This is a genomic window from Arthrobacter sp. T2-23, from assembly GCF_055398325.1.
In genome coordinates this window covers 1,568,729-1,586,769 of the sequence record NZ_AP027917.1, presented here as the reverse complement: position 1 = coordinate 1,586,769, position 18,041 = coordinate 1,568,729, and the positions used below count along the sequence as shown (strand labels likewise).

Sequence of the window (18,041 nt, the reverse complement as noted above, 5' to 3'; positions counted from 1 at the left end):
ATTACAAGGCCAGTGTTCGGGGAGGATGGTCGTCATGATGACCCGCAGACTCTTCCAGCTCCTGATCGGCCTTGCCCTGTACGGCGTTTCGCTGGCCATGGTCATCCGGGCCAGCCTCGGGACGGCGCCGTGGGATGTCTTCCACCAGGGGCTGGCCGGCAGGACCGGGCTGAGCCTTGGCACGGTGGTGATCATCGTCAGCTTCCTGGTGCTGCTGCTCTGGATTCCGCTCCGGCAGTGGCCCGGGGTCGGTACCGTCTGCAACGCCGTGCTGGTGGGCGTCTTTGCCGACGTCGGGCTGGCATTGATCCCGAGGTTTTCGCACCTGGGCGGCCAGGCCGCGCTCCTGGTCGGGGCCGTGCTGCTCAACGGGGTTGCCTCGGCCATGTACATTGGTGCGCGCCTCGGACCCGGCGCGCGGGACGGCCTGATGACCGGGCTGGCCCGGCGCACCGGGTGGCCGGTACGCGGCGCCCGGACCGGCATCGAGGTGGTGGTGCTGGGCGCCGGCTGGCTGCTGGGCGGATCCGTGGGCGTGGGGACCGTGCTCTACGCCCTGGCGATCGGCCCGCTGGTGCAGCTGCTGCTGCCGCGGTTCACCGTGCCGGAGCCCAGGTCCGCCGGCGAAGGCGAAGCCCGGGCCGAGGCGGAAGGGGCCGTGGCCGGGGCGTCCACACCGGCGTCCTAGCTTCCACGCCCCGAGTTCCGCCGCAGCGAACCTGACCGCCAGGACATCAGGCCTGCGAAGCCCCCGGCAGCGGCTGGCAGCGGGGGCAGTAGTAGATGTCCCGCTCCTCGACCCCGGTGTCCTTGGCCAGGACCCCGCGCCGGATGGGCGTGCCGCATTTGAGGCAGGGCTGGTGTTCGCGCCGGTACACCCAGTACCCCGGCCGGCCGGCCGTCCGGCCCACCGGCACGCCGCGCGCGTTCAGTACCGTGACGCGGCGGCCCGGGCCCAGGTTTGCCGTCAGCAGGACTTTCGCGTCGGTGATCATGGCCGCCAGGTCCGGCACCGCGGAGACCGGCGTCGCCGGGTGAACGCCGGACAGGAAACAGGCCTCGCAGCGGTAGATGTTGCCGATGCCGGCCAGGTTGCGCTGGTCCAGGAGGGCGACGCCGATCGGGACCTCGGGCGCCGCGAGCAGGCGCCGCTCGGCCTCCGCCATGTCCCAGTCCGGGCCCAGCAGGTCCGGACCGAGGTGGCCCACGACGCCGGCTTCCTCCGCCGTCGGAATGACCTCCAGCAGCCCGAGCGAGAATCCGACCGCGTCCGCCGACGCCGTCCGCAGGACGCAGCGGGCGGTGAAGCCAGGCTTGCGCCAGCGCCCGCCGGAAGGATAGATCTGCCAGGTTCCTTCCATCTTCAGGTGCGAGTGGATGGTGAGCCGGTCCTTCGGCGTCGGCCCGGCCACGCGCATCAGCAGGTGCTTGCCGCGCGGAACGACCTCCTGCACCGTCCAGCCCCCCAGCTTCAGGGTGGCGAAGCGCGGCACCCGGAAGTCGGAGGCGATCAGCTCCTTGCCCGCCAGCGCGGCGTGCAGCTGTGCGGCGGCCCGGAAGACGGAGTCGCCCTCAGGCACGGATCCTCAGTCCCTTCGGGGTGGAGTAGGCGCCGGCCTGGGCCAGGGCGGCGGCGACCGGCGTGTCCAGGATGCCGTGGCCGTTGACTTTTTCCATGATCAGCTTGTCGATGGCGCCGCGCGTCACGACGCTGACGAGGGCGGACCCGGCGGCGGCCAGGACGTCGGAGTCGGTGTTGAACGCCAGCAAAGTCTTGCCGCCGCGTTCCACGTACAGGACAAGCTCGCCGTCGACCAGCACCACCAGGGCGCCCGCCTTCCGGCCGGGGCGGTGGCCGGTGCCCGCCTCCACGTCCAGGGCCGGCCACGGCAGCGCCGCGCCGTAGGGGTTGGCCGGGTCGGTTGCCGCGAGGGCCAGGGCGACGGGCTCGGCCTTGTGTACCTGGGCGTCCTCGACGTAGGAGCGCAGCCGGTCCACCGTGGCCGGCACCGCGAACTGGGCGGCGCCGAGGTGTTCGATGAAGTAGCCGCGGCGGCACCGCCCGGCTTCCTCGAGCCGGGCCAGCACCTTGTACATCAGGCCGAAGCCGCCCAGGATGTTCTCCGCCATCACCGAGCCCCGGGTAACCACGCCGTACCGGTCCAGCAGGAGTTCCGCGGTGGCCCGGGCATGGATGGTGGCGTCGAGCTCGGGGGCCGGGAGCGCGGACCAGCGTCCGGCGGCCAGCGGGGGCGTGGCGGCGGCGCCGGTGGCGGAGCCGTAGCGGCCGCCGGTGAGGCCGGGCGATCCGAGCAGCCCGGTCCCGTGGGCGCGGCCCAGCCGGCTGAGCCTGGGCGCCCGGGCGCGCGGCGCGCGCCCGACCTGCCGGTGCGCGGTGTGGCCACCGGCGATGAGGGCCCGGACCGGGGCGAAGGTGTCACCGGTGATCCGGCCTGCCCAAGCCAGGTCCCAGAGCGCGGACACGACGTCCTGGTCGCTGAGGACCGTGTCCATCCCGCCAGCGACGTCGGTCAGCTGCCGGAAGAAGTAGCCGCCGCCGTTGTTCCTCAGGTGGTCCAGGAGCCGCTGCTGTGCGTCGCCGGGCACGAAGTCAGGTGCGGGGTTCAGCGTCAGTTCGGCGGAATCGGCGAGGTGCAGGCTCACCCAGCCGTCGTTGCCGGCCAGCGAGCCGGCCCCGGACCAGAGGACCTCGCCGGCGGCCATGAGTTCGTCGAGCATGGCCGGCTGGTAGTTGGAGACGCGGCTGGCCAGGACCAGCGGTTCCCAGGCGGAGGCCGGAATCGGCACGCCGGAGAGCTGGTCGACGGCGGTGATGATGCCGTCCAGCCCGCGCAAAGCCGACTGGCCCCGGCCGCCGGGTGTCCGCACGTGCTGCCACGCGGGCAGGAACCGCCCGTACGCGGCGTTGTCCACGGGCTCGACCTCGGCCCGCAGCGCCGCGAGCGAACGACGCCGCAGCTTGCGGAGCACCTCGGCGTCGCACCACTCACTGACGGTTGCCTGCAGGACAGCCGGCAACGCCGCCGCCGGGGCGGCTGGCGGTTCCGCCGAATCCCCGGCCTGCGCCTCGTCCGGCGCTGGGGCGTGCGGCCGGAACTCGCCTTCGACGACGCGTCCGTCCGCGGCCAGCCTCTTGAGTGCCGTGCCGACGACGGCGACGCCGAGGCCCAGCCGGGCGGCGGCTTCGGCGGCGGTGAAGGGCCCGTGCGTGCGGGCGTAGCGTGAGACGAGGTCGCCCAGCGGGTCCGCGACGGGTTCGATGAACGCGAGCGGCACGCCCATCGGGAAGGGGACACCGAGGGCATCGCGCAGCCTGGCGGCATCCTCCACCGCGGCGAACCGTTCCACGCCGCCGATGTTGACCTTGATCGCGCGGTTGGCCCGCTGCAAAGCCGCCAAATGGGCGGCCGCGTCGGCCGCGTCGGCGGCGGGGGCCGCGGTTTCGAGCGCCCCGGGCTCCGGTTTGGCCCGGGCTTCACCAGGCACGGCCCCCGCCTCAACATCCGCCTCCGCCTCCGCCGGCGCCTGCGACTCGAGCCGGGCGGCGACTTCGTCAGGGGTGAGCGGGCCCAGCAGCCGGAGCAGATCGGCCACGCCCTCCAGCCCGCGCATCCTCCGGTCCGGGGCGAGTCGCTGCAGTTCCAGTGCGGTGGCCTCGATGACCTTCGCGTCGAGCAGTTCGCGCAGCTCCACCCGGCCCAGCAGTTCATTGAGCAGGGTCGAGTCCAGGGCGAGCGCGGCGGCGCGGCGCTCGGCCAGCGGCGAATCGCCTTCGTAGAGGAACTGCGCCACGTAGCCAAAGAGCAGGGACTTGGCGAACGGCGAGGGCTGTTGTGTGGTGGTCTGCAGGATCCGTAGTTCACGCCGCTCGATCGAGGCCGCAATGTCCTTCAGGGCCGGAAGGTCGTAGACGTCCTGCAGGCACTCGCGCACGGTCTCGAGCACGATCGGGAAGGTCGGGTACTTCCGGGCGACATCCAGCAGCTGGGCCGAGCGCTGGCGCTGCTGCCACAGCGGCTGGCGCTTTCCGGGGGTCTGCCGGGGCAGCAGCAGGGCCCGGGCGGCGCACTCCCGGAAACGGGAGGCAAACAGCGCGCTGCCGCCGACCTCAGCGGTCACTATCTGTTCAAGTTCCTCGGGTTCGAAGAGGAACAGTTCGGCGCCGGGCGGTTCGTCCTCCATCATCGGCACGCGCAGCACAATGCCGTCGTCGGCGGCCATCGCCGAGCCGTCCATGCCGTAGCGCTGCTGCAGCCGCTGGCCGACCGCGAGGGCCCAGGGCGCGTGCACCGGCATGCCGAAGGGGCTGTGCAGCACCACCCGCCAGTCGCCGAGCTCATCGTGGAACCGCTCCACCACAAGGGTCGTGTCGCTGGGGACGACCTCGGTGGCGAGCTTCTGCTCGGCGAGGTACTGGATCAGGTTGTTGGCGGCGAAGTCGTCCAGGCCGGTGGCCTTGCAGCGCTCGGTGGCCGGGCCGACGTCGGACGCCGAAAGTTCGCGCATGAACGCGCCGAGGGCCCGGCCCAGGTCCACCGGCCGGCCGAGCGAGTCGCCCCGCCAGAACGGCAGCTTGCCCGGCTGGCCGAAGGCGGGGGAGACGAGGACGCGGTCGTGCGTGATGTCCTCGATCTTCCAGCTGGTGGCGCCGAGGGCGAAGATGTCCCCGACCCGGGATTCGTAGACCATCTCCTCGTCGAGCTCGCCCACCCGGCGGCCGCCCTTGGCCGTGGACGCCTGGCCTGCGGCCTTGCCGTCGCCGGAGCCGTCGCTGCCGGTGCCCTCAACCTCGGTGCCGATGATGTACACCCCGAACATGCCGCGGTCCGGGATGGTGCCGCCGGAGGTCACGGCCAGCCGCTGCGAGCCGGGGCGTCCCTCGATGGTGCCGGCATTGCGGTCCCAGACGATCCTGGGCCGCAGCTCGGCGAACTCGTCCGAGGGGTAGCGTCCCGCCAGCAGGTCCAGGGTGGCCTCGAACGCGGAGCGCGGGAGCGAGGCGAAAGGCGCGGAGCGGCGGACGGTGGAAAACCATTCCTCGACGTCGATCGCGCCGAGTGCGGTCGCGGCGACGGTCTGCTGGGCGAGGATGTCCAGCGGGTTGGCCGGGACGTAGAGCCGCTCGATCTTGCCGTCCAGCATGCGTTCGACGGTGATGGCCGTGTGGACAAGATCCGCACGGTGCTTGGGGAAGAGCACGCCCTGGGAGACCTCGCCGACCTGGTGGCCGGCGCGGCCTACCCGCTGCAGGCCGCTCGCCACCGAGGGCGGCGACTCGACCTGCACGACGAGGTCCACGGCGCCCATGTCGATGCCGAGTTCCAGGGAGGAGGTGGCCACGACGCAGCGCAGCCGGCCGGATTTCAGGTCGTCCTCGATCAGGGCCCGTTGGTCCTTGGACACGGACCCGTGGTGTGCCCGGGCCAGGACCGGGTCCGCGCCCGCGGTGCTGCCGGCCTGGGCCATCATGTGCGCCGGCGTCGCGGTCGACGTGGGCGTGGCATCGATAAAGTCGGGAGCCACGCCGCCGGCCTCGTCCCAGCCGCCGCCGGCGGCCACGAGCTGGCGCTCGGCGTAGATTTCGTTGAGCCGGGCCGTGAGCCGTTCGGCCAGCCGGCGGGAGTTCGCGAACACGATGGTGGACTGGTTGGCCAGCACCAGGTCCACGATCTTTTCTTCGACATGCGGCCAGATGGAGGCGTGCGGCTGCAGCCCGGACGCCGGGCCCGAGTCGAAGGCCCCGGCCGCGCCCTGAAGGTCGGACATGTCTTCGACCGGCACGGACACGGTCAGGTCCCAGGTCTTCTTCGACGGCGGCGCCACAATTTCCACCGGTGCTGCGCCCGCGAGGAACTGCGCCACCAGCTCCTTCGGTTCCACCGTCGCGGAGAGCCCGATCCGCTGGGCCGGTTTGGGCAGCAGGGCATCGAGGCGTTCCAGCGAAACGGCCAGGTGCGCGCCGCGCTTGGTGCCGGCGACGGCGTGCACCTCATCCACGATAATGGTGTCCACCTCGTCCAGGGTTTCCCGCGCCTTCGAGGTGAGCATCAGGAAGAGGGATTCGGGCGTGGTGATGAGGATGTCCGGCGGGTGGCTCAGCAGCGAGCGCCGGTCCGCCGCCGTCGTATCCCCGGAGCGGACGCCCACGGTGATCAGCGGCGCGGGCAGACCGAGGCGTTTGGCGGTCTGGGTGATGCCGATCAGCGGGGCGCGGAGGTTGCGTTCGACGTCGACGCCCAGGGCCTTGAGCGGGGAGATGTACAGCACCCGGGTTTTCCGCTTCGGGGCCTTGCGCCGGACGGCTTTCCCGGCCGCGGGGTCCAGGCCCGGCAGCTCTTGCGGTTCCGGCGGGGCCGAGACCAGCAGCCGGTCCAGGGCCCAGAGGAAGGCGGCGAGGGTCTTTCCGGAACCGGTGGGGGCCACCACGAGGGCATGCGCGCCGGAGGAAATGGCGTTCCAGGCGCCATTCTGCGCCGGGGTGGGCGCGGAAAAGGCGCCCAAGAACCACTCCCGGGTCGGCCGGCTGAACCGGTCCATGGCTTCGGCCGCGAGTGTGCCGCCGGCGAGTCCCTGCCCCTTCATTCCTCAATCATGCCTTAAGGCACCGACAGCTTTTGGCGGTGCCCTAAGGCGGAGGCACGATCCCCGCGGACGCTACTTAGCGGTGAACGCGGCGATGGTCAGCAGGTTGATGCCCGCTTCGGTGCAGGCGTCCTTGGGCGCGGCGAGGAACAGCGACGCAGTGTCCTCCGGCGGGTAGATCCGGAATCCTGCGGCGGGCGTGCGGGTGCAGTCCTGGTAATTGCCTGCCTGGGTGTAGCGCAGCGTGGCGCTGCCGGCCATGCCGGGGGCCAGCATCACGTCCGCGACCGGGGTGGAATTGTCGCGCGTCGCCGCGGCTCCGAGAGGGTCGCCGCCGGCCCCCGCGGTGAGGGAAACTCCGGCGAATCCCTTCAGCAGGCACGGTTCCGCCCCGGAGTTGGTCAGGATCAGCTGCATGTAGACGCTGCCGGCCGCGCCGCCGCCCTTGTCATCAAGGCTGGCCGTCAGGTTCGCGGCCTTGCACAGGGCAGGACCGGCCGCTGCGGCCGACGAGGGGGTAGCAGCCGCTCCGCCGGACGGCTTCTGGGACGGGCTGGCGGAACTGGACTGGCTGGAAGGGGACGCTGACGTCGGCGCAGGGGTCGTGGCGCCCTGGGACTGGTTTTGGCCACAGCCACTGAGCAACAATGCAGCCGCGGCGGCCGCCGTCACCGAAGTAATTACCAGTCTGTGTTTCATCTGCTGAGGCCTCATGGCTCAACTTTTATGGTGCGCGGACGGCAGAGTCAACGACGCCACGACGGAGGACCCGGATTGACGCCCGGATTGTGATTTCCGGGCGCCAACCCGTGTTTCTCCTCCGTGCCGGGCTATTCGGTCTGGGCCGGCCCGTCGGCGGGAATCCGCGCGGGTGCGGACTTTCCGCTCCGGGCGAGCGCGAGTCCGCCCAGGCCGAGGCCGCCGACGCCGGCGACCAGGCCCACCCAGCTGCGCAGCTGGCCGCCGTCGTCGTTCGCCGTGGACGCATGGGCAGCGCCGGTGACGGACCCCGCATGCTCGGCGCCGTGCCCGTCCGTTGCGGCGCCGTGCCCGTCGGCCGCCGAGGCGCCGGCCGTCACGGTCAGCGACGGCGCCGGGGACTTCAACGCGTGGGCGTCCTGGCCCTCGGCAGGAACCTGCGACCAGTCAACCTGGCCGGCCTCACACGTCTGCAGCGTCGGGAAGTACAGGGTCTTGCCGGCCGCATCCGGGAGTTTGACCGAGAGCACAAGCGAGTCGCGGAGCTCCGGGCTCAACGGCGCCTTGGCGGTGTAGACGACCTGGCTGGTCCGCCTGGTGATGGCCGAGCCGTCGGCCAGCTTTTTCGGCTCGGGCAGCTGCTCCGTGACCTTGGCGGCGGTCCAGTTGGGGTTCACGTTGGGCTGCGCATCGTTGAGTTCGGGCGGCAGCGTGATGGTCACCTTGGTGGTGCCGGAGGTCTCGCAGCCGTGCGGGATAGCGAAGGTCAGCAGGGCCGGGGAATTCGCGGTCGTGTCGTCCGGGGAGACCCCGACGTGGGCCGAGGCGCCGCCGACCCCGGCGAGCATCAGCACTGCCGTCCCGCCTGCGACGGCGGCGGCGGACAGGGCGCGGCGGAGGGTGGACTTGGACTGGGCGGATTTTGGCAGTGTGGAAGTGGACCGGGTGGATTTGGGCAGTGTGGATGTGGGCAGTGCAGTCGTCAAAACGGGTGCCTTTCAGGCGTGCGCGCGGCACTTCGGGCGGCGCGCGTAAACGGGGGAGGCGCGGCAGAGTGGCCCGGTGTGGGTCCTTCGGGCATGTCCGGCCGCGGCCGGAAGGAATGTTAGGAAAAGACGACGACGGCTGGCGGTCCCCGGCGGCAATCGCGCCGGAGGTTGCGCCGGGGCAGCGGCAGGGACTCTGCGGGCCACAGGGGCAGAGTGGGGGCGGCCGCGGGGCGCGGCAGCGCCGGCGCCGGAAGCTGGACCAGTGGGCGGAGCCATGCCGCGAGCGACCACAGTGCGTCCTCGCCCCGTGCCAGGAGCAGGGCGCAGGCGAGCGTCGCCAGCGCGTGGCCGGCGAGCATGGAGAGCGCGAGGGCGGAGTCCTGTGCGTGGAGCTGGAGGTGGTCCGCCGGTACCGGAAGCGGGATACCGCCGACGTGGTGGCCACCCGCTCCAGTGGTGCCGATGCCGGGGCCGGTCGCGGCGCCGGCTAGAGGCGCGCTGAACGCGGAGAACGCTTCATGCAGCACCACCTGCCCGGCGCCCAGCAGCCCGGTCATCGCGGGGACGTTCAACTTCAGCCGGGTGGCCGCTGTGGACACCAGTCCGCTGAGGGCCAGGAACGCGAGCAGGATGGCGGGGGCGGGTAGCTGGCCGCCGGCGACGACGTGCGCGGCCGCGCCAAGGGCCATGATCGTCGTGGCGACCATGGCTGCACGGAGCGAATGAAAAGGCGTCCGGGCGTGGGATGTGCGCACGGAGTCCTCCTTCACGGCTCGATGCTGGCAGCGCCTGCCGTAATTCTACCGGCTGTCGAAACTAGTGCGGCTGCCGCGAAGCGGCCCGCCCGCGAGGCGGGCACCCCGGTCCGGGGACCGGGGTGCCGCCAGTTCCTACAGGCGCCGTCCGGCCGGCGTCAGTTGACTGCCGCACCGGCGGAGGTGGCCGCACCGGCAAGGCGGATCCAGGTGTCCACCACGGTGTCGGGGTTCAGCGAAACGGAGTCGATGCCTTCGTCGACCAGCCACTCGGCGAAGTCAGGGTGGTCGCTCGGGCCCTGACCGCAGATGCCCACGTACTTGCCGCGCGCCTTGCAAGCCTTGATGGCCATGCTCAGAAGCTTCTTGACGGCAAGGTTGCGCTCGTCAAAGCTGCCGGCGACGATCGCGGAGTCGCGGTCCAGGCCCAGGGTCAGCTGGGTCATGTCGTTGGAGCCGATCGAGAAGCCGTCGAAGTAATCCAGGAACTCGTCCGCCAGCAACGCGTTGGACGGGATTTCACACATCATGATCACCTCGAGGCCGTTTTCGCCGCGGCGCAGGCCGTTCTCGGCGAGCAGGTCGATGACGCCGCTGGCTTCGTCCACGGTGCGCACGAACGGGATCATCAGCTTGACGTTGGTCAGGCCCATCTCGTTGCGGACAAAGGAGAGGGCCTCGCACTCCAGGTCGAAGCAGTCCCGGAAGGACGGCTCCAGGTAGCGCGAGGCGCCGCGGAAGCCGATCATCGGGTTCTCTTCGTGCGGCTCGTACGCCGGTCCGCCAAGCAGGTTGGCGTACTCGTTGGACTTGAAGTCGGACATCCGGACAATCACCGGCTCCGGCGCGAACGCCGCGGCGATGGTGGCCACGCCTTCCGCCAGGCGCTTGATGTAGAAATCGCGCGGGTTGTCGTAGGCGGCGATCCGCTCCCGGATTTCGGCGATGACCTCCGCAGGCTGCTCCTCCAGGTTCAGCAGCGCCTTGGGGTGGATGCCGATCTGCCGGTTGATGATGAATTCCAGCCGGGCCAGGCCCACGCCGTGGTTGGGGAGCTGGGCGAAGGTGAAGGCCTGCTCCGGGGTGCCGACGTTCATCATGACCTTGACCGGGGCCTCGGGCAGCTGGGTGATCTCGGTTTCCTCGACGCTGAAGTCCAGGAGCCCCTCGTAAATCACCCCGGTTTCGCCGTCGGCGCAGGAGACGGTCACCTCGAGTCCGTCGATGAGGTCGTCGGTTGCGCCGCCGGTGCCGACGACGGCGGGAATCCCGAGTTCGCGGGCGATGATGGCCGCGTGGCAGGTGCGTCCGCCGCGGTTGGTCACGATCGCGGAGGCCCGCTTCATGATCGGTTCCCAGTCCGGGTCGGTCATGTCCGCGACCAGGACGTCGCCGGTCTTGAAGGATGCCATCTGATCGATCGAGGACAGGATGCGGACGCTGCCGGCACCGATGCGCTGGCCGATCGCCCGGCCCTCCACCAGCACTCGGCCCGTTCCGTTCAGGCGGAAGCGGCTCAGGCTGCCCGAGGCCCGGCGGGACTGCACGGTTTCCGGGCGTGCCTGCAGAATGTACAGGCCGCCGTCGATCCCGTCCTTGCCCCATTCGATGTCCATCGGGCGTCCGTAGTGCCTTTCGATGGCGACGGCGTGCCGGGCGAGCTGCTCGACGTCGTCGTCGCTTAGGCTGAAGCGGTTGCGCAGCGACGCCTCCACCGGAACGAAATCGATGGTGTGGCCGATTTCGCGGTTGCTCGTGTACGTCATCTGGAGCGCCTTCTCGCCCAGTCCGCGCTTGAGGATCGCCGGCCGGCCGGCCTCGAGGGCGGGCTTGTAGACGTAGAACTCATCCGGGTTGACGGCGCCCTGGACTACGGCCTCGCCCAGACCGTAGGAGGAGGTGACGAAGACGGCGTCCTTGAACCCGGATTCGGTGTCCATGGTGAACATCACGCCGGAGGCGCCGACGTCGGAACGGACCATGCGCTGGACGCCCGCCGAGAGCGCCACCTCGGCGTGCTCGAACTTGTGGTGCACCCGGTAGGCGATGGCCCGGTCGTTGTAGAGGGACGCGAAGACGTCCTTGATGGCCACGAGGATGTTCTCGATGCCGCGGACGTTCAGGAAGGTTTCCTGCTGCCCGGCGAAGGAGGCGTCGGGCAAATCCTCCGCGGTCGCGCTGGAGCGGACGGCCCAGGAGAGATCATCGGATCCGCCATGCTTGTCCACCAGTTGCTGGTAGGAGTCGCGGAGCTGCGCCTCGAAGTCCGGCAGGAAGGGCGTCTCGCGCATCAGGGTGCGGATTTCCTGGCCCGCAGCGGCCAGGGCCGTCACGTCGTCGGTGTCCAGGCCCACCAGCCGGTCGGCGATCTTCTGGTCCAGGCCGGAGTCGGCCAGGAAGCGGCGGTACGCGTCCGCCGTCGTGGCGAAGCCGTCGGGAACCTGGACGCCGGCGGACGTGAGGTTTTGCACCATCTCGCCGAGGGAGGCGTTTTTGCCGCCCACCCGGTCCAGGTCCTTGAGGCCGAGTTCTGAGAACCACAGGATGTCCGTCGTCATGGTTGCTGCTCCTTTGCAGATGGTGGCATACGGTAACGCCGCCCGTCGCGGGCGGCCGCCGGTTGATGGGCGCAAGTCCTGTCCACAGTGACAGGTCGGCGTGGGTGTTTCCACACGATGTGGCCCACGCAACACTTGTGAAGCGTGGCCTCAGTGCTTGAGGTTCATCTTCTGGAGGATGGTGGCCGCCATTTCCTCGACGGAAACGCTGGCCGAATTGAGGTACGGGATCCCGTGGGAGACGTAGAGCCGCTCCGCACTGCGCAGTTCGAAGCCGCACTGCCGCAGTGACGCGTAGGGCGATCCGCGGCGGCGTTCGGTGCGGACCTGGCTCAGGCGCAGCGGATTGGTGGTGAGGCCGAAACACTTGGAAACAAAAGGCCGCAGCGGCTTGGGGAGTCCTTCGCGTTCAAAGTCCTCGTCCACCAACGGAAAGTTCGCGGCGAAGATGCCGTGCTGCAGGGCCAGGTACATCGTGGTGGGCGTCTTGCCGCAGCGGGACGGTGCCACCAGGATGACCTGCGCCTTTTCGAGCGCCCGGAGGCTCTGGCCGTCGTCGTGCTCCATGGCATACTCGACGGCGGCCATCCGCGACTGGTAGCGGGCGGCGTTGCCCAGCCCGTGCGCCCGGCCCGGTTCGCCGCTGGCAGCAGACCCCAGCGCCTGCTCCAGCTGGCCGACGTGGCTGCCGATGAGGTCCACGATGATCCCCTGGCAGGTGCCCAGCGTCTGGCGGATGTCGCTGCCGACGGCGGTGGAGAACACGATGGGCTGCAGCCCGGTGGCGGCCCGGTTGTCGATCACCCTGACGACGGCGCGTGCCTGGTCCACGGTGGTGATGAAGGGGACCGTGATGCGGTCAAAATCGTTCTCCGGGAACTGCGTGAGCAGGGTGTTGCCGAGCGTTTCCGCGGTGATGCCCGTACTGTCCGACAGGAAGTAGACCGGGCGGGGAGCGTCATTGGTCATGAACGCATTGTGCACCAGTGGGGGCCGCGCGGTCTTCCATGACGCAGCCGCCGAGCACCGGAGCCTGCCGGAGGTGGGGGAGTAGGCTGTGACCCAGATCGCCAAAGGAGGCCGAATGAGCTACAAATATCGGACTGTCAGGGTCCGCGGCACGGAGCTGGTCGGCACGATTGCCCGGAGACACGGGGGCGCGCCGGAAATCTATGAAACCTCGACGGATCCGAGTACTTCCGTCGTTCCGGTGTTCTTTCCGGAAACCGGCGAGATCCGCTTCTTCGACCGGAAGGTGCTGGAGGACGTGCCGGGACAGTACAGCTAGGCGGCGTTCCGTACGTTCGGAGGGGGCGCCGTCATCATCAGGACCTGGCGGTTGCAAGCTTTGACCGGACCCGCACGAGGGGCGCTTTCGGATCGTGCGGCTGGGGGATAGCGGCCAGGGCGAACTGGTCGATGGCACCGGGCCGGAAGACGAGGCACTCCGTCGAGCCGCCAAACTGGAAGTACCCCAGCTCGTCGCCCTTATCCACATGGTGGCCCGGGACGATTTCCGGACCGATGACACAGGACGAGACCTCGATCATGCCCACGGGGATCACCGCCATGAGACCGATCACCGGGTCGTCGGCCTGGATCAGGATGATCGCCCGGGCAGCGACATGGGCCAAGTATGACTGCGAAACCGTCGGGTCGACGGCGTCGGCCCCCTCGGACTCCGCCTCCGAGAAGTACGTGCCGTCCTTGAGGTATGCCCGCACGATGGTTCCGGCGACGGGCGCGTGCCACCGGTGATAGTTCAGGGCGCTCAAGAACGCCTGGTACACCGTTCCGCCGACAAAGTGATCCACAGCCTCGTCTCGGGCGAGCAGATCATCGAGTGAGTAGGGCTGGTTCTTGACCCAGAACCGGCTCTGGCGTTGAACATCGGAGCTGATCTTGTAGGGCGTCGACTCGCACGCGCTCACAATGACCTTGTCGTCTTCGGGTGCTGCCACTGGCCGGGAGGTGGAGGTGAGCCGGCGGGCGAAGAAGTCGTTCCACGACGTGAAGCCCCAGTGCTCGGCGAGGGGGTCGTGCTGGTAGTCGTCCATTCCGACGACCTGCCGTGCCTTCTCCGACATCCACCCGGACGGCGAGGTGTTCAATACGTACAAAGAGTCCTCGCTGGTCAAGAACACGCACCAAGCATCCAGAATCTTGCGGAACATGGCCACGATCCGCGGATCGCGGTGGGCAGCGAACCCGGCCTCGGTACCCATGGTCCAGTCGAGGATTGCGGTCAGCGGAGTGGTGACCATGCCGCCTTCGCTGAACTCTGGCGCCATCGTCAGGACCTCGTTGATCAGCCGGAGCATCTGGTCAACGCTCGTGAGGTGCCGTTTGCGGTACGGCTTCGACTTCGGAACCTGCTCGATCATCTCGGTCATGTAGAGACGGACAACGGGATCGCTGGCAATCAGTTCCTGGAACTCGACGATCACGGGGTGCAGAGGAACATCTTCTCCCCGCGCCTCCACCCGTTCCCGGTGGCCGGCAATCCAGTCTTCGAGTTCATCCTGTTGCTCGGGCAGCCAGCCGCCCGGTCGTCGGACGCGGTCGGAAGAAGAGTCAATAGTCATGATGCCGAGCCTACCCGCCTGCTGAATCCGACAGGCCGTACTGGGGTCAGCTAATCCGCTCGGCCAGCGCCACGATAATGCCCTCCGGGCCGCGCACGTAGGCCATCCGCCAGGCATCCTCATACCGGCCGATGCCGCCGACCAGTCCATACCCCTGCGCAGCCAGCCGGTCGGCGTGAGCATCGACGTCGTCGACCTCGAAGGCCAGGCTGCGCAGTCCAAGTTCGTTGGCCATTGCGGCGGGCGATCCCAGGACGGGGTCCGGCCGAACGAAGCTGGAAAGCTCCACTCCCGTGCCGCCGTCGGGGGCTCGCAGCATTACGATTTCGGTGCGGGAGCCCGGGATGGCTATGACCGTGTCGATGAAGTCTCCCTCGACGAAGGCCCGGCCCTCGACCTCAAGCCCGAGCCCGACGAAGAACGCCGTTACCCGGTCGAGGTCCTGGACGGTGACACCAACATGGTCGAACCGCATGACGCGTGGCATGGGCCGTGCCTCCGAATGCTCGTTCCCTTGTGGTCCGGGCGGACCTACGCGAACCTTACGGCTGATCACGGAGGTGAGGAAGGCGGCTCATCCGGGGCAGGCGCCGTTCCCTTGCCTTGGGCCGCTGGAGGTACGAAGATGAGCCCAGAATGAGGTTTTCCATCCGAGAACAATTCAAGGGAGATTCACATGTTGCTTTGGATAGCCATCATTATCGCCGTCCTCTGGCTTCTCGGCTTGATCGGCAACATCGGAGGCGGGTTCATTCACCTGCTGCTGGTGATCGCCGTCGTTGTGCTGATTTTCCACTTCATCCGCGGCAGGTCCCGCACGTAGAGGCGGATTAAGCGGCCGGGGGCGCATGAATACGACTGAACACCGGTCCCGGGGAGGATTACTCCCCGCACTGATTCCAACCATGTTGCGGCCCCCATCAACGCGATGCCCGCTTTGCTGCCGCCGTCTTTGACTGGCTGCGTCACCTGGTTCCTGAGTTTATGACGCCGGTTCAACGGACTCCACGGCGTAGAGCTTGCTCGCGGACCTTTGCAGTGGACGCCGCAGACGCACCTGGTACGGTCCGTTACGGAATGTTGCCCGGGGGTCAAGTTGAACCACCAGCAGTGGTTCGTCACGGGCAGACTCAATCCGGACGAGCATCCCATCCCGCTGGCCGTCGACGAGGAGCGGGGTGGCGGGCTCCACCGAGGTTTCCCGAAGCCGGTCCCGGTACTCCTGCCCGGCCGCAAGGAAGAGTATTCCGTGGGCGATGCCAACGACCCTTAGCGGGATTACCGGTCCGGACGCCAGTGGCTGCGCGGCCGGCGACTGCATTGGGTCAGCTGGCGCAGAGAAAGCGCCGACGGCGTTCAAGGACCGGAAGCATTCCCGGCACGGTGTCCGCGCCCCAACATCGGACAGGAGGGTCACCAGCAGTCCCCGGGGGGCTTGGTTCCACTTATCGTCCACGGCCTGGCACCATTCCGTGTGGTACTCCTGGCCGTGCTTCATTACGTAGACCTGGTCTCGGCCGAGGACGGGTGCCCCGCTCTGCCGCGCGGCTGGCTCGATCGGTTTGAGTTTGCCGAGGGACGCGCTCTCTCGGCGGGCGGTGTCACCGGCCGTGAGGTGTCTGGGGGTGAAGGGATGGAGCCGCTTCTTGGGTCTGGGAATTGCCCGGCCTTCCTGCGCGGAGGGTATGCGTGTGCACTCATCGTGTCCCCCAATCCAGCATGCGGGCTTTTTGCACCGGCCGCCAGCCCTACGCATGCTGACTTTCCTGCATCACGCCCCGCAGGGCATATGCACCAGCCGTTCATCCGTCAGGGGGCATCGCGTCTGGTTGTTTTTTGTTTTGCCCGCAGCACTGAGTCGAGCTGGTCGGCCGGGAGGGGGCGGGAGATGAGGTATCCCTGGGCGGTGTCGCAGCCTAGTTCCCTTAGGACTTCGAGTTGGGTTTGACGTTCGACGCCCTCGGCCGTGGTCGTCAGGCCCAGTGCTTTGGCCGGGGCGATGACGCCGGAGACGAGGATGGCTGAGGTGGGGTCGGAGTCGATGGTGTCGATGAAGGATTTGTCGAGTTTGAGCCCGGTAAGCGGAAGATCGCGCAGCATGGCCAGTGAAGAATAGGCCGTCCCGTAGTCGTCGAGGGCGACGCCGATGCCAGCGTCGATCAGCTCCTTGAGCTGTTTGGCGGCGGATCGGAAGTCTGCGACGGCGGCTGTCTCGGTGATCTCAATATTCAGCAGCGAAGCCGGCAGACAGTGCCGGTGTAGTGCCGAGAGGACGTCAGGGACGAGTGTGCCGGTCCCCAATTGAACCGGAGAAATGTTCACGGAAATCGCCCTGGGCGTACCGGTATCGGCCCATCGACGGGCCTGTGCGCAAGCCTGATCAATGACCCAACGGCCGATGGCATGGATTTCGCCGGTGTGTTCTGCAACGTGGATGAATTCGTCGGGGGAAACACGGCCGAGTTCGGCGTCTTCCCAGCGCAGTAGCGCCTCTACTGCTTCGCAGGTCCCGTCGCCGATGTCCATCAGCGGCTGATAATGAAGCGTGAACCCCGAAGCTGCAAGGGCATGGGGAAGGCGCCGGCGGATTAACGCCTGGCGAGCGAACCGGGTGGGGGGACGGCAGGGGTCGATCCGGCCAACACGCCGCTTGCCCTCATGCTTGGCCTGCAGCATAGCCGTGTCGGCGTGACGAAGCAGGTACTCCAGCCGCGCCGCCGGGCTGCCGCCCTCGATGTCCCCGGCCATGGCCAGGCCCAGGGTCGCCGAGAGGTGGAGTTCATGTCCATCGTGTTCAAAGGGTTCTTTGAGTGCTTCAAGGAACCTGGCCGCGATCGAACGGGCGGCGACCTCGTCGACGTCGACCAGTAGAACGGCGAATTCGTCGCCGCCGAGCCGGACAGTCAGATCCCCCGGGCGGGTGCAGGCCTGGAGTCTGGCCGCGAAGTCGGCCAACGCCGCATCGCCGGTGCGGTGCCCGAACGTGTCATTGATGATCTTGAAGTCATCGAGATCAACGTAGAGGACGGCCGTCGACGACGACCCCGGGGTGCTGATCAGGGACGGCCCGTGTTCGTCCAGAAGCCTACGGTTCGGCAGTCCGGTCAGGGGATCATGGAGGGCATCCTGCTGGAAGAGCTCTGACAGGCCCTCGAAAACCTCCGACACCGGCACAATCCGAGGGCCGGCCGCTGCCAGGACCAGCAGATCCTCATACCGGGCCTCCTCGGGCCTGCCCAGAAGCGCGGCCGCGGCGGCCCGGAGATCCAGGAGAGGCTCGAACGAGAAACGGTTCGGTGGCAGCAACTCGGCGGCCTTGACCCGGGCGTTCAGTGCCCTGCCGTAACCCAGCCGCCCCGTCATGCGCTCATCTAACTGCCCGCGCGTCAACAACGAGAGCGTGCCGTCCACATCGATCGCCACGGCCCGCAGACCGCGGTCGGCGCGGAACAGGGCCTCGATCTCAGTTGAGGGCGCATCCCCGGGCACGACCAATGCCGGGGATCCGAGATCGGTCAAGATGCGAAATGACGGGCGCGGCGCCCGGCCGGGACTACCGGGATCAATGCTCACCGGCCCTTCATACAGGCTCCGGGCAAACAACCTCTTAACATCAAGCCAAGAATCGGGAGCCACATCTCGATTGGGCTGTGGAGGATGCGACGCGGTGAGAGGGTCCGGCGCCGAGTTCCCGGGAGGTACCGGCTGCACACCGCAGGAGCCTGGCCTGAATCATTGCCTCAGCCAAGCATCAATTCCTGCGGCATCGCACCGTGCTGCAGCCTGCAGACGGTCGATGCGTGGCTTGGGGCGGGGACTGCTGATGGCTGGCCTCTAACACAGGAGAATTCG

General features: G+C 68.5%; 14 protein-coding genes. 4 read left to right on the top strand and 10 right to left on the bottom strand.

Annotated elements, in window-relative coordinates:
- Positions 1–34 precede the first annotated feature (34 nt).
- Positions 35–688: a membrane protein YczE gene (yczE, locus tag ACZ5Z0_RS07220; protein ID WP_464110513.1), complete on the top strand. Its 654-nt coding sequence runs from the start codon at positions 35–37 to the stop codon at positions 686–688.
- Between the two features lie 46 nt (positions 689–734).
- Here yczE and ACZ5Z0_RS07215 read toward each other — a convergent pair whose 3' ends face one another.
- From ACZ5Z0_RS07215 to ACZ5Z0_RS07185, 7 genes are all read right to left on the bottom strand, one after another.
- A complete protein-coding gene (locus tag ACZ5Z0_RS07215; protein WP_464110512.1) occupies positions 735–1,580 on the bottom strand; it encodes a DNA-formamidopyrimidine glycosylase family protein in 846 nt (281 codons plus the stop codon).
- On the bottom strand, positions 1,573–6,603 hold the full coding sequence (locus ACZ5Z0_RS07210) for an Lhr family helicase (RefSeq protein ID WP_464110511.1): 5,031 nt from the start codon (positions 6,601–6,603) through the stop codon (positions 1,573–1,575). Before ACZ5Z0_RS07210 ends, ACZ5Z0_RS07215 begins: the two co-directional genes overlap by 8 nt.
- Before the next feature lie 72 nt (positions 6,604–6,675).
- Positions 6,676–7,302 carry a DUF4232 domain-containing protein gene (locus ACZ5Z0_RS07205; protein ID WP_464110510.1) on the bottom strand — a complete coding sequence of 209 codons (627 nt, stop codon included), beginning with the start codon at positions 7,300–7,302 and terminating at the stop codon, positions 6,676–6,678.
- Positions 7,303–7,433: 131 nt separating this feature from the next.
- Positions 7,434–8,150 carry a YcnI family copper-binding membrane protein gene (locus ACZ5Z0_RS07200; RefSeq protein WP_464110745.1) on the bottom strand — a complete coding sequence of 239 codons (717 nt, stop codon included), beginning with the start codon at positions 8,148–8,150 and terminating at the stop codon, positions 7,434–7,436.
- Between the two features lie 257 nt (positions 8,151–8,407).
- Positions 8,408–9,046, bottom strand: coding sequence for a hypothetical protein (locus tag ACZ5Z0_RS07195; protein WP_464110509.1), 639 nt, complete (start codon positions 9,044–9,046; stop codon positions 8,408–8,410).
- A gap of 158 nt (positions 9,047–9,204) precedes the next feature.
- Positions 9,205–11,604 carry a phosphoenolpyruvate synthase gene (ppsA, locus tag ACZ5Z0_RS07190; RefSeq protein WP_464110508.1) on the bottom strand — a complete coding sequence of 800 codons (2,400 nt, stop codon included), beginning with the start codon at positions 11,602–11,604 and terminating at the stop codon, positions 9,205–9,207.
- A gap of 150 nt (positions 11,605–11,754) precedes the next feature.
- Positions 11,755–12,573: a pyruvate, water dikinase regulatory protein gene (locus tag ACZ5Z0_RS07185; protein WP_138767481.1), complete on the bottom strand. Its 819-nt coding sequence runs from the start codon at positions 12,571–12,573 to the stop codon at positions 11,755–11,757.
- A gap of 115 nt (positions 12,574–12,688) precedes the next feature.
- Between ACZ5Z0_RS07185 and ACZ5Z0_RS07180 the strand changes: the two genes are divergently transcribed.
- Positions 12,689–12,892 (top strand): hypothetical protein, encoded by a 204-nt coding sequence (locus ACZ5Z0_RS07180; protein WP_464110507.1) that lies wholly within the window; start codon positions 12,689–12,691, stop codon positions 12,890–12,892.
- A 37-nt stretch (positions 12,893–12,929) separates the two neighbouring features.
- Here the strand turns inward: ACZ5Z0_RS07180 and ACZ5Z0_RS07175 are convergent, their stop codons facing one another.
- Together ACZ5Z0_RS07175 and ACZ5Z0_RS07170 are read right to left on the bottom strand one after the other, a co-directional pair.
- Positions 12,930–14,189, bottom strand: a complete 1,260-nt coding sequence (locus ACZ5Z0_RS07175; RefSeq protein WP_464110506.1) for a phophatidylserine decarboxylase associated domain-containing protein — start codon at positions 14,187–14,189, stop codon at positions 12,930–12,932.
- Positions 14,190–14,235: 46 nt separating this feature from the next.
- Positions 14,236–14,676 (bottom strand): VOC family protein, encoded by a 441-nt coding sequence (locus tag ACZ5Z0_RS07170; RefSeq protein WP_464110505.1) that lies wholly within the window; start codon positions 14,674–14,676, stop codon positions 14,236–14,238.
- A 189-nt stretch (positions 14,677–14,865) separates the two neighbouring features.
- Here ACZ5Z0_RS07170 and ACZ5Z0_RS07165 point away from each other — a divergent pair, with 189 nt between their 5' ends.
- Both ACZ5Z0_RS07165 and ACZ5Z0_RS07160 read left to right on the top strand, forming a co-directional pair.
- Entirely contained in the window at positions 14,866–15,012 is a 147-nt protein-coding gene (locus tag ACZ5Z0_RS07165; protein WP_441418987.1) for a lmo0937 family membrane protein, read from the top strand.
- Between the two features lie 273 nt (positions 15,013–15,285).
- Positions 15,286–15,462: a hypothetical protein gene (locus ACZ5Z0_RS07160; RefSeq protein WP_464110504.1), complete on the top strand. Its 177-nt coding sequence runs from the start codon at positions 15,286–15,288 to the stop codon at positions 15,460–15,462.
- A gap of 536 nt (positions 15,463–15,998) precedes the next feature.
- Here the strand turns inward: ACZ5Z0_RS07160 and ACZ5Z0_RS07155 are convergent.
- Positions 15,999–17,762, bottom strand: coding sequence for a putative bifunctional diguanylate cyclase/phosphodiesterase (locus ACZ5Z0_RS07155; RefSeq protein WP_464110503.1), 1,764 nt, complete (start codon positions 17,760–17,762; stop codon positions 15,999–16,001).
- Positions 17,763–18,041: the final 279 nt, after the last annotated feature.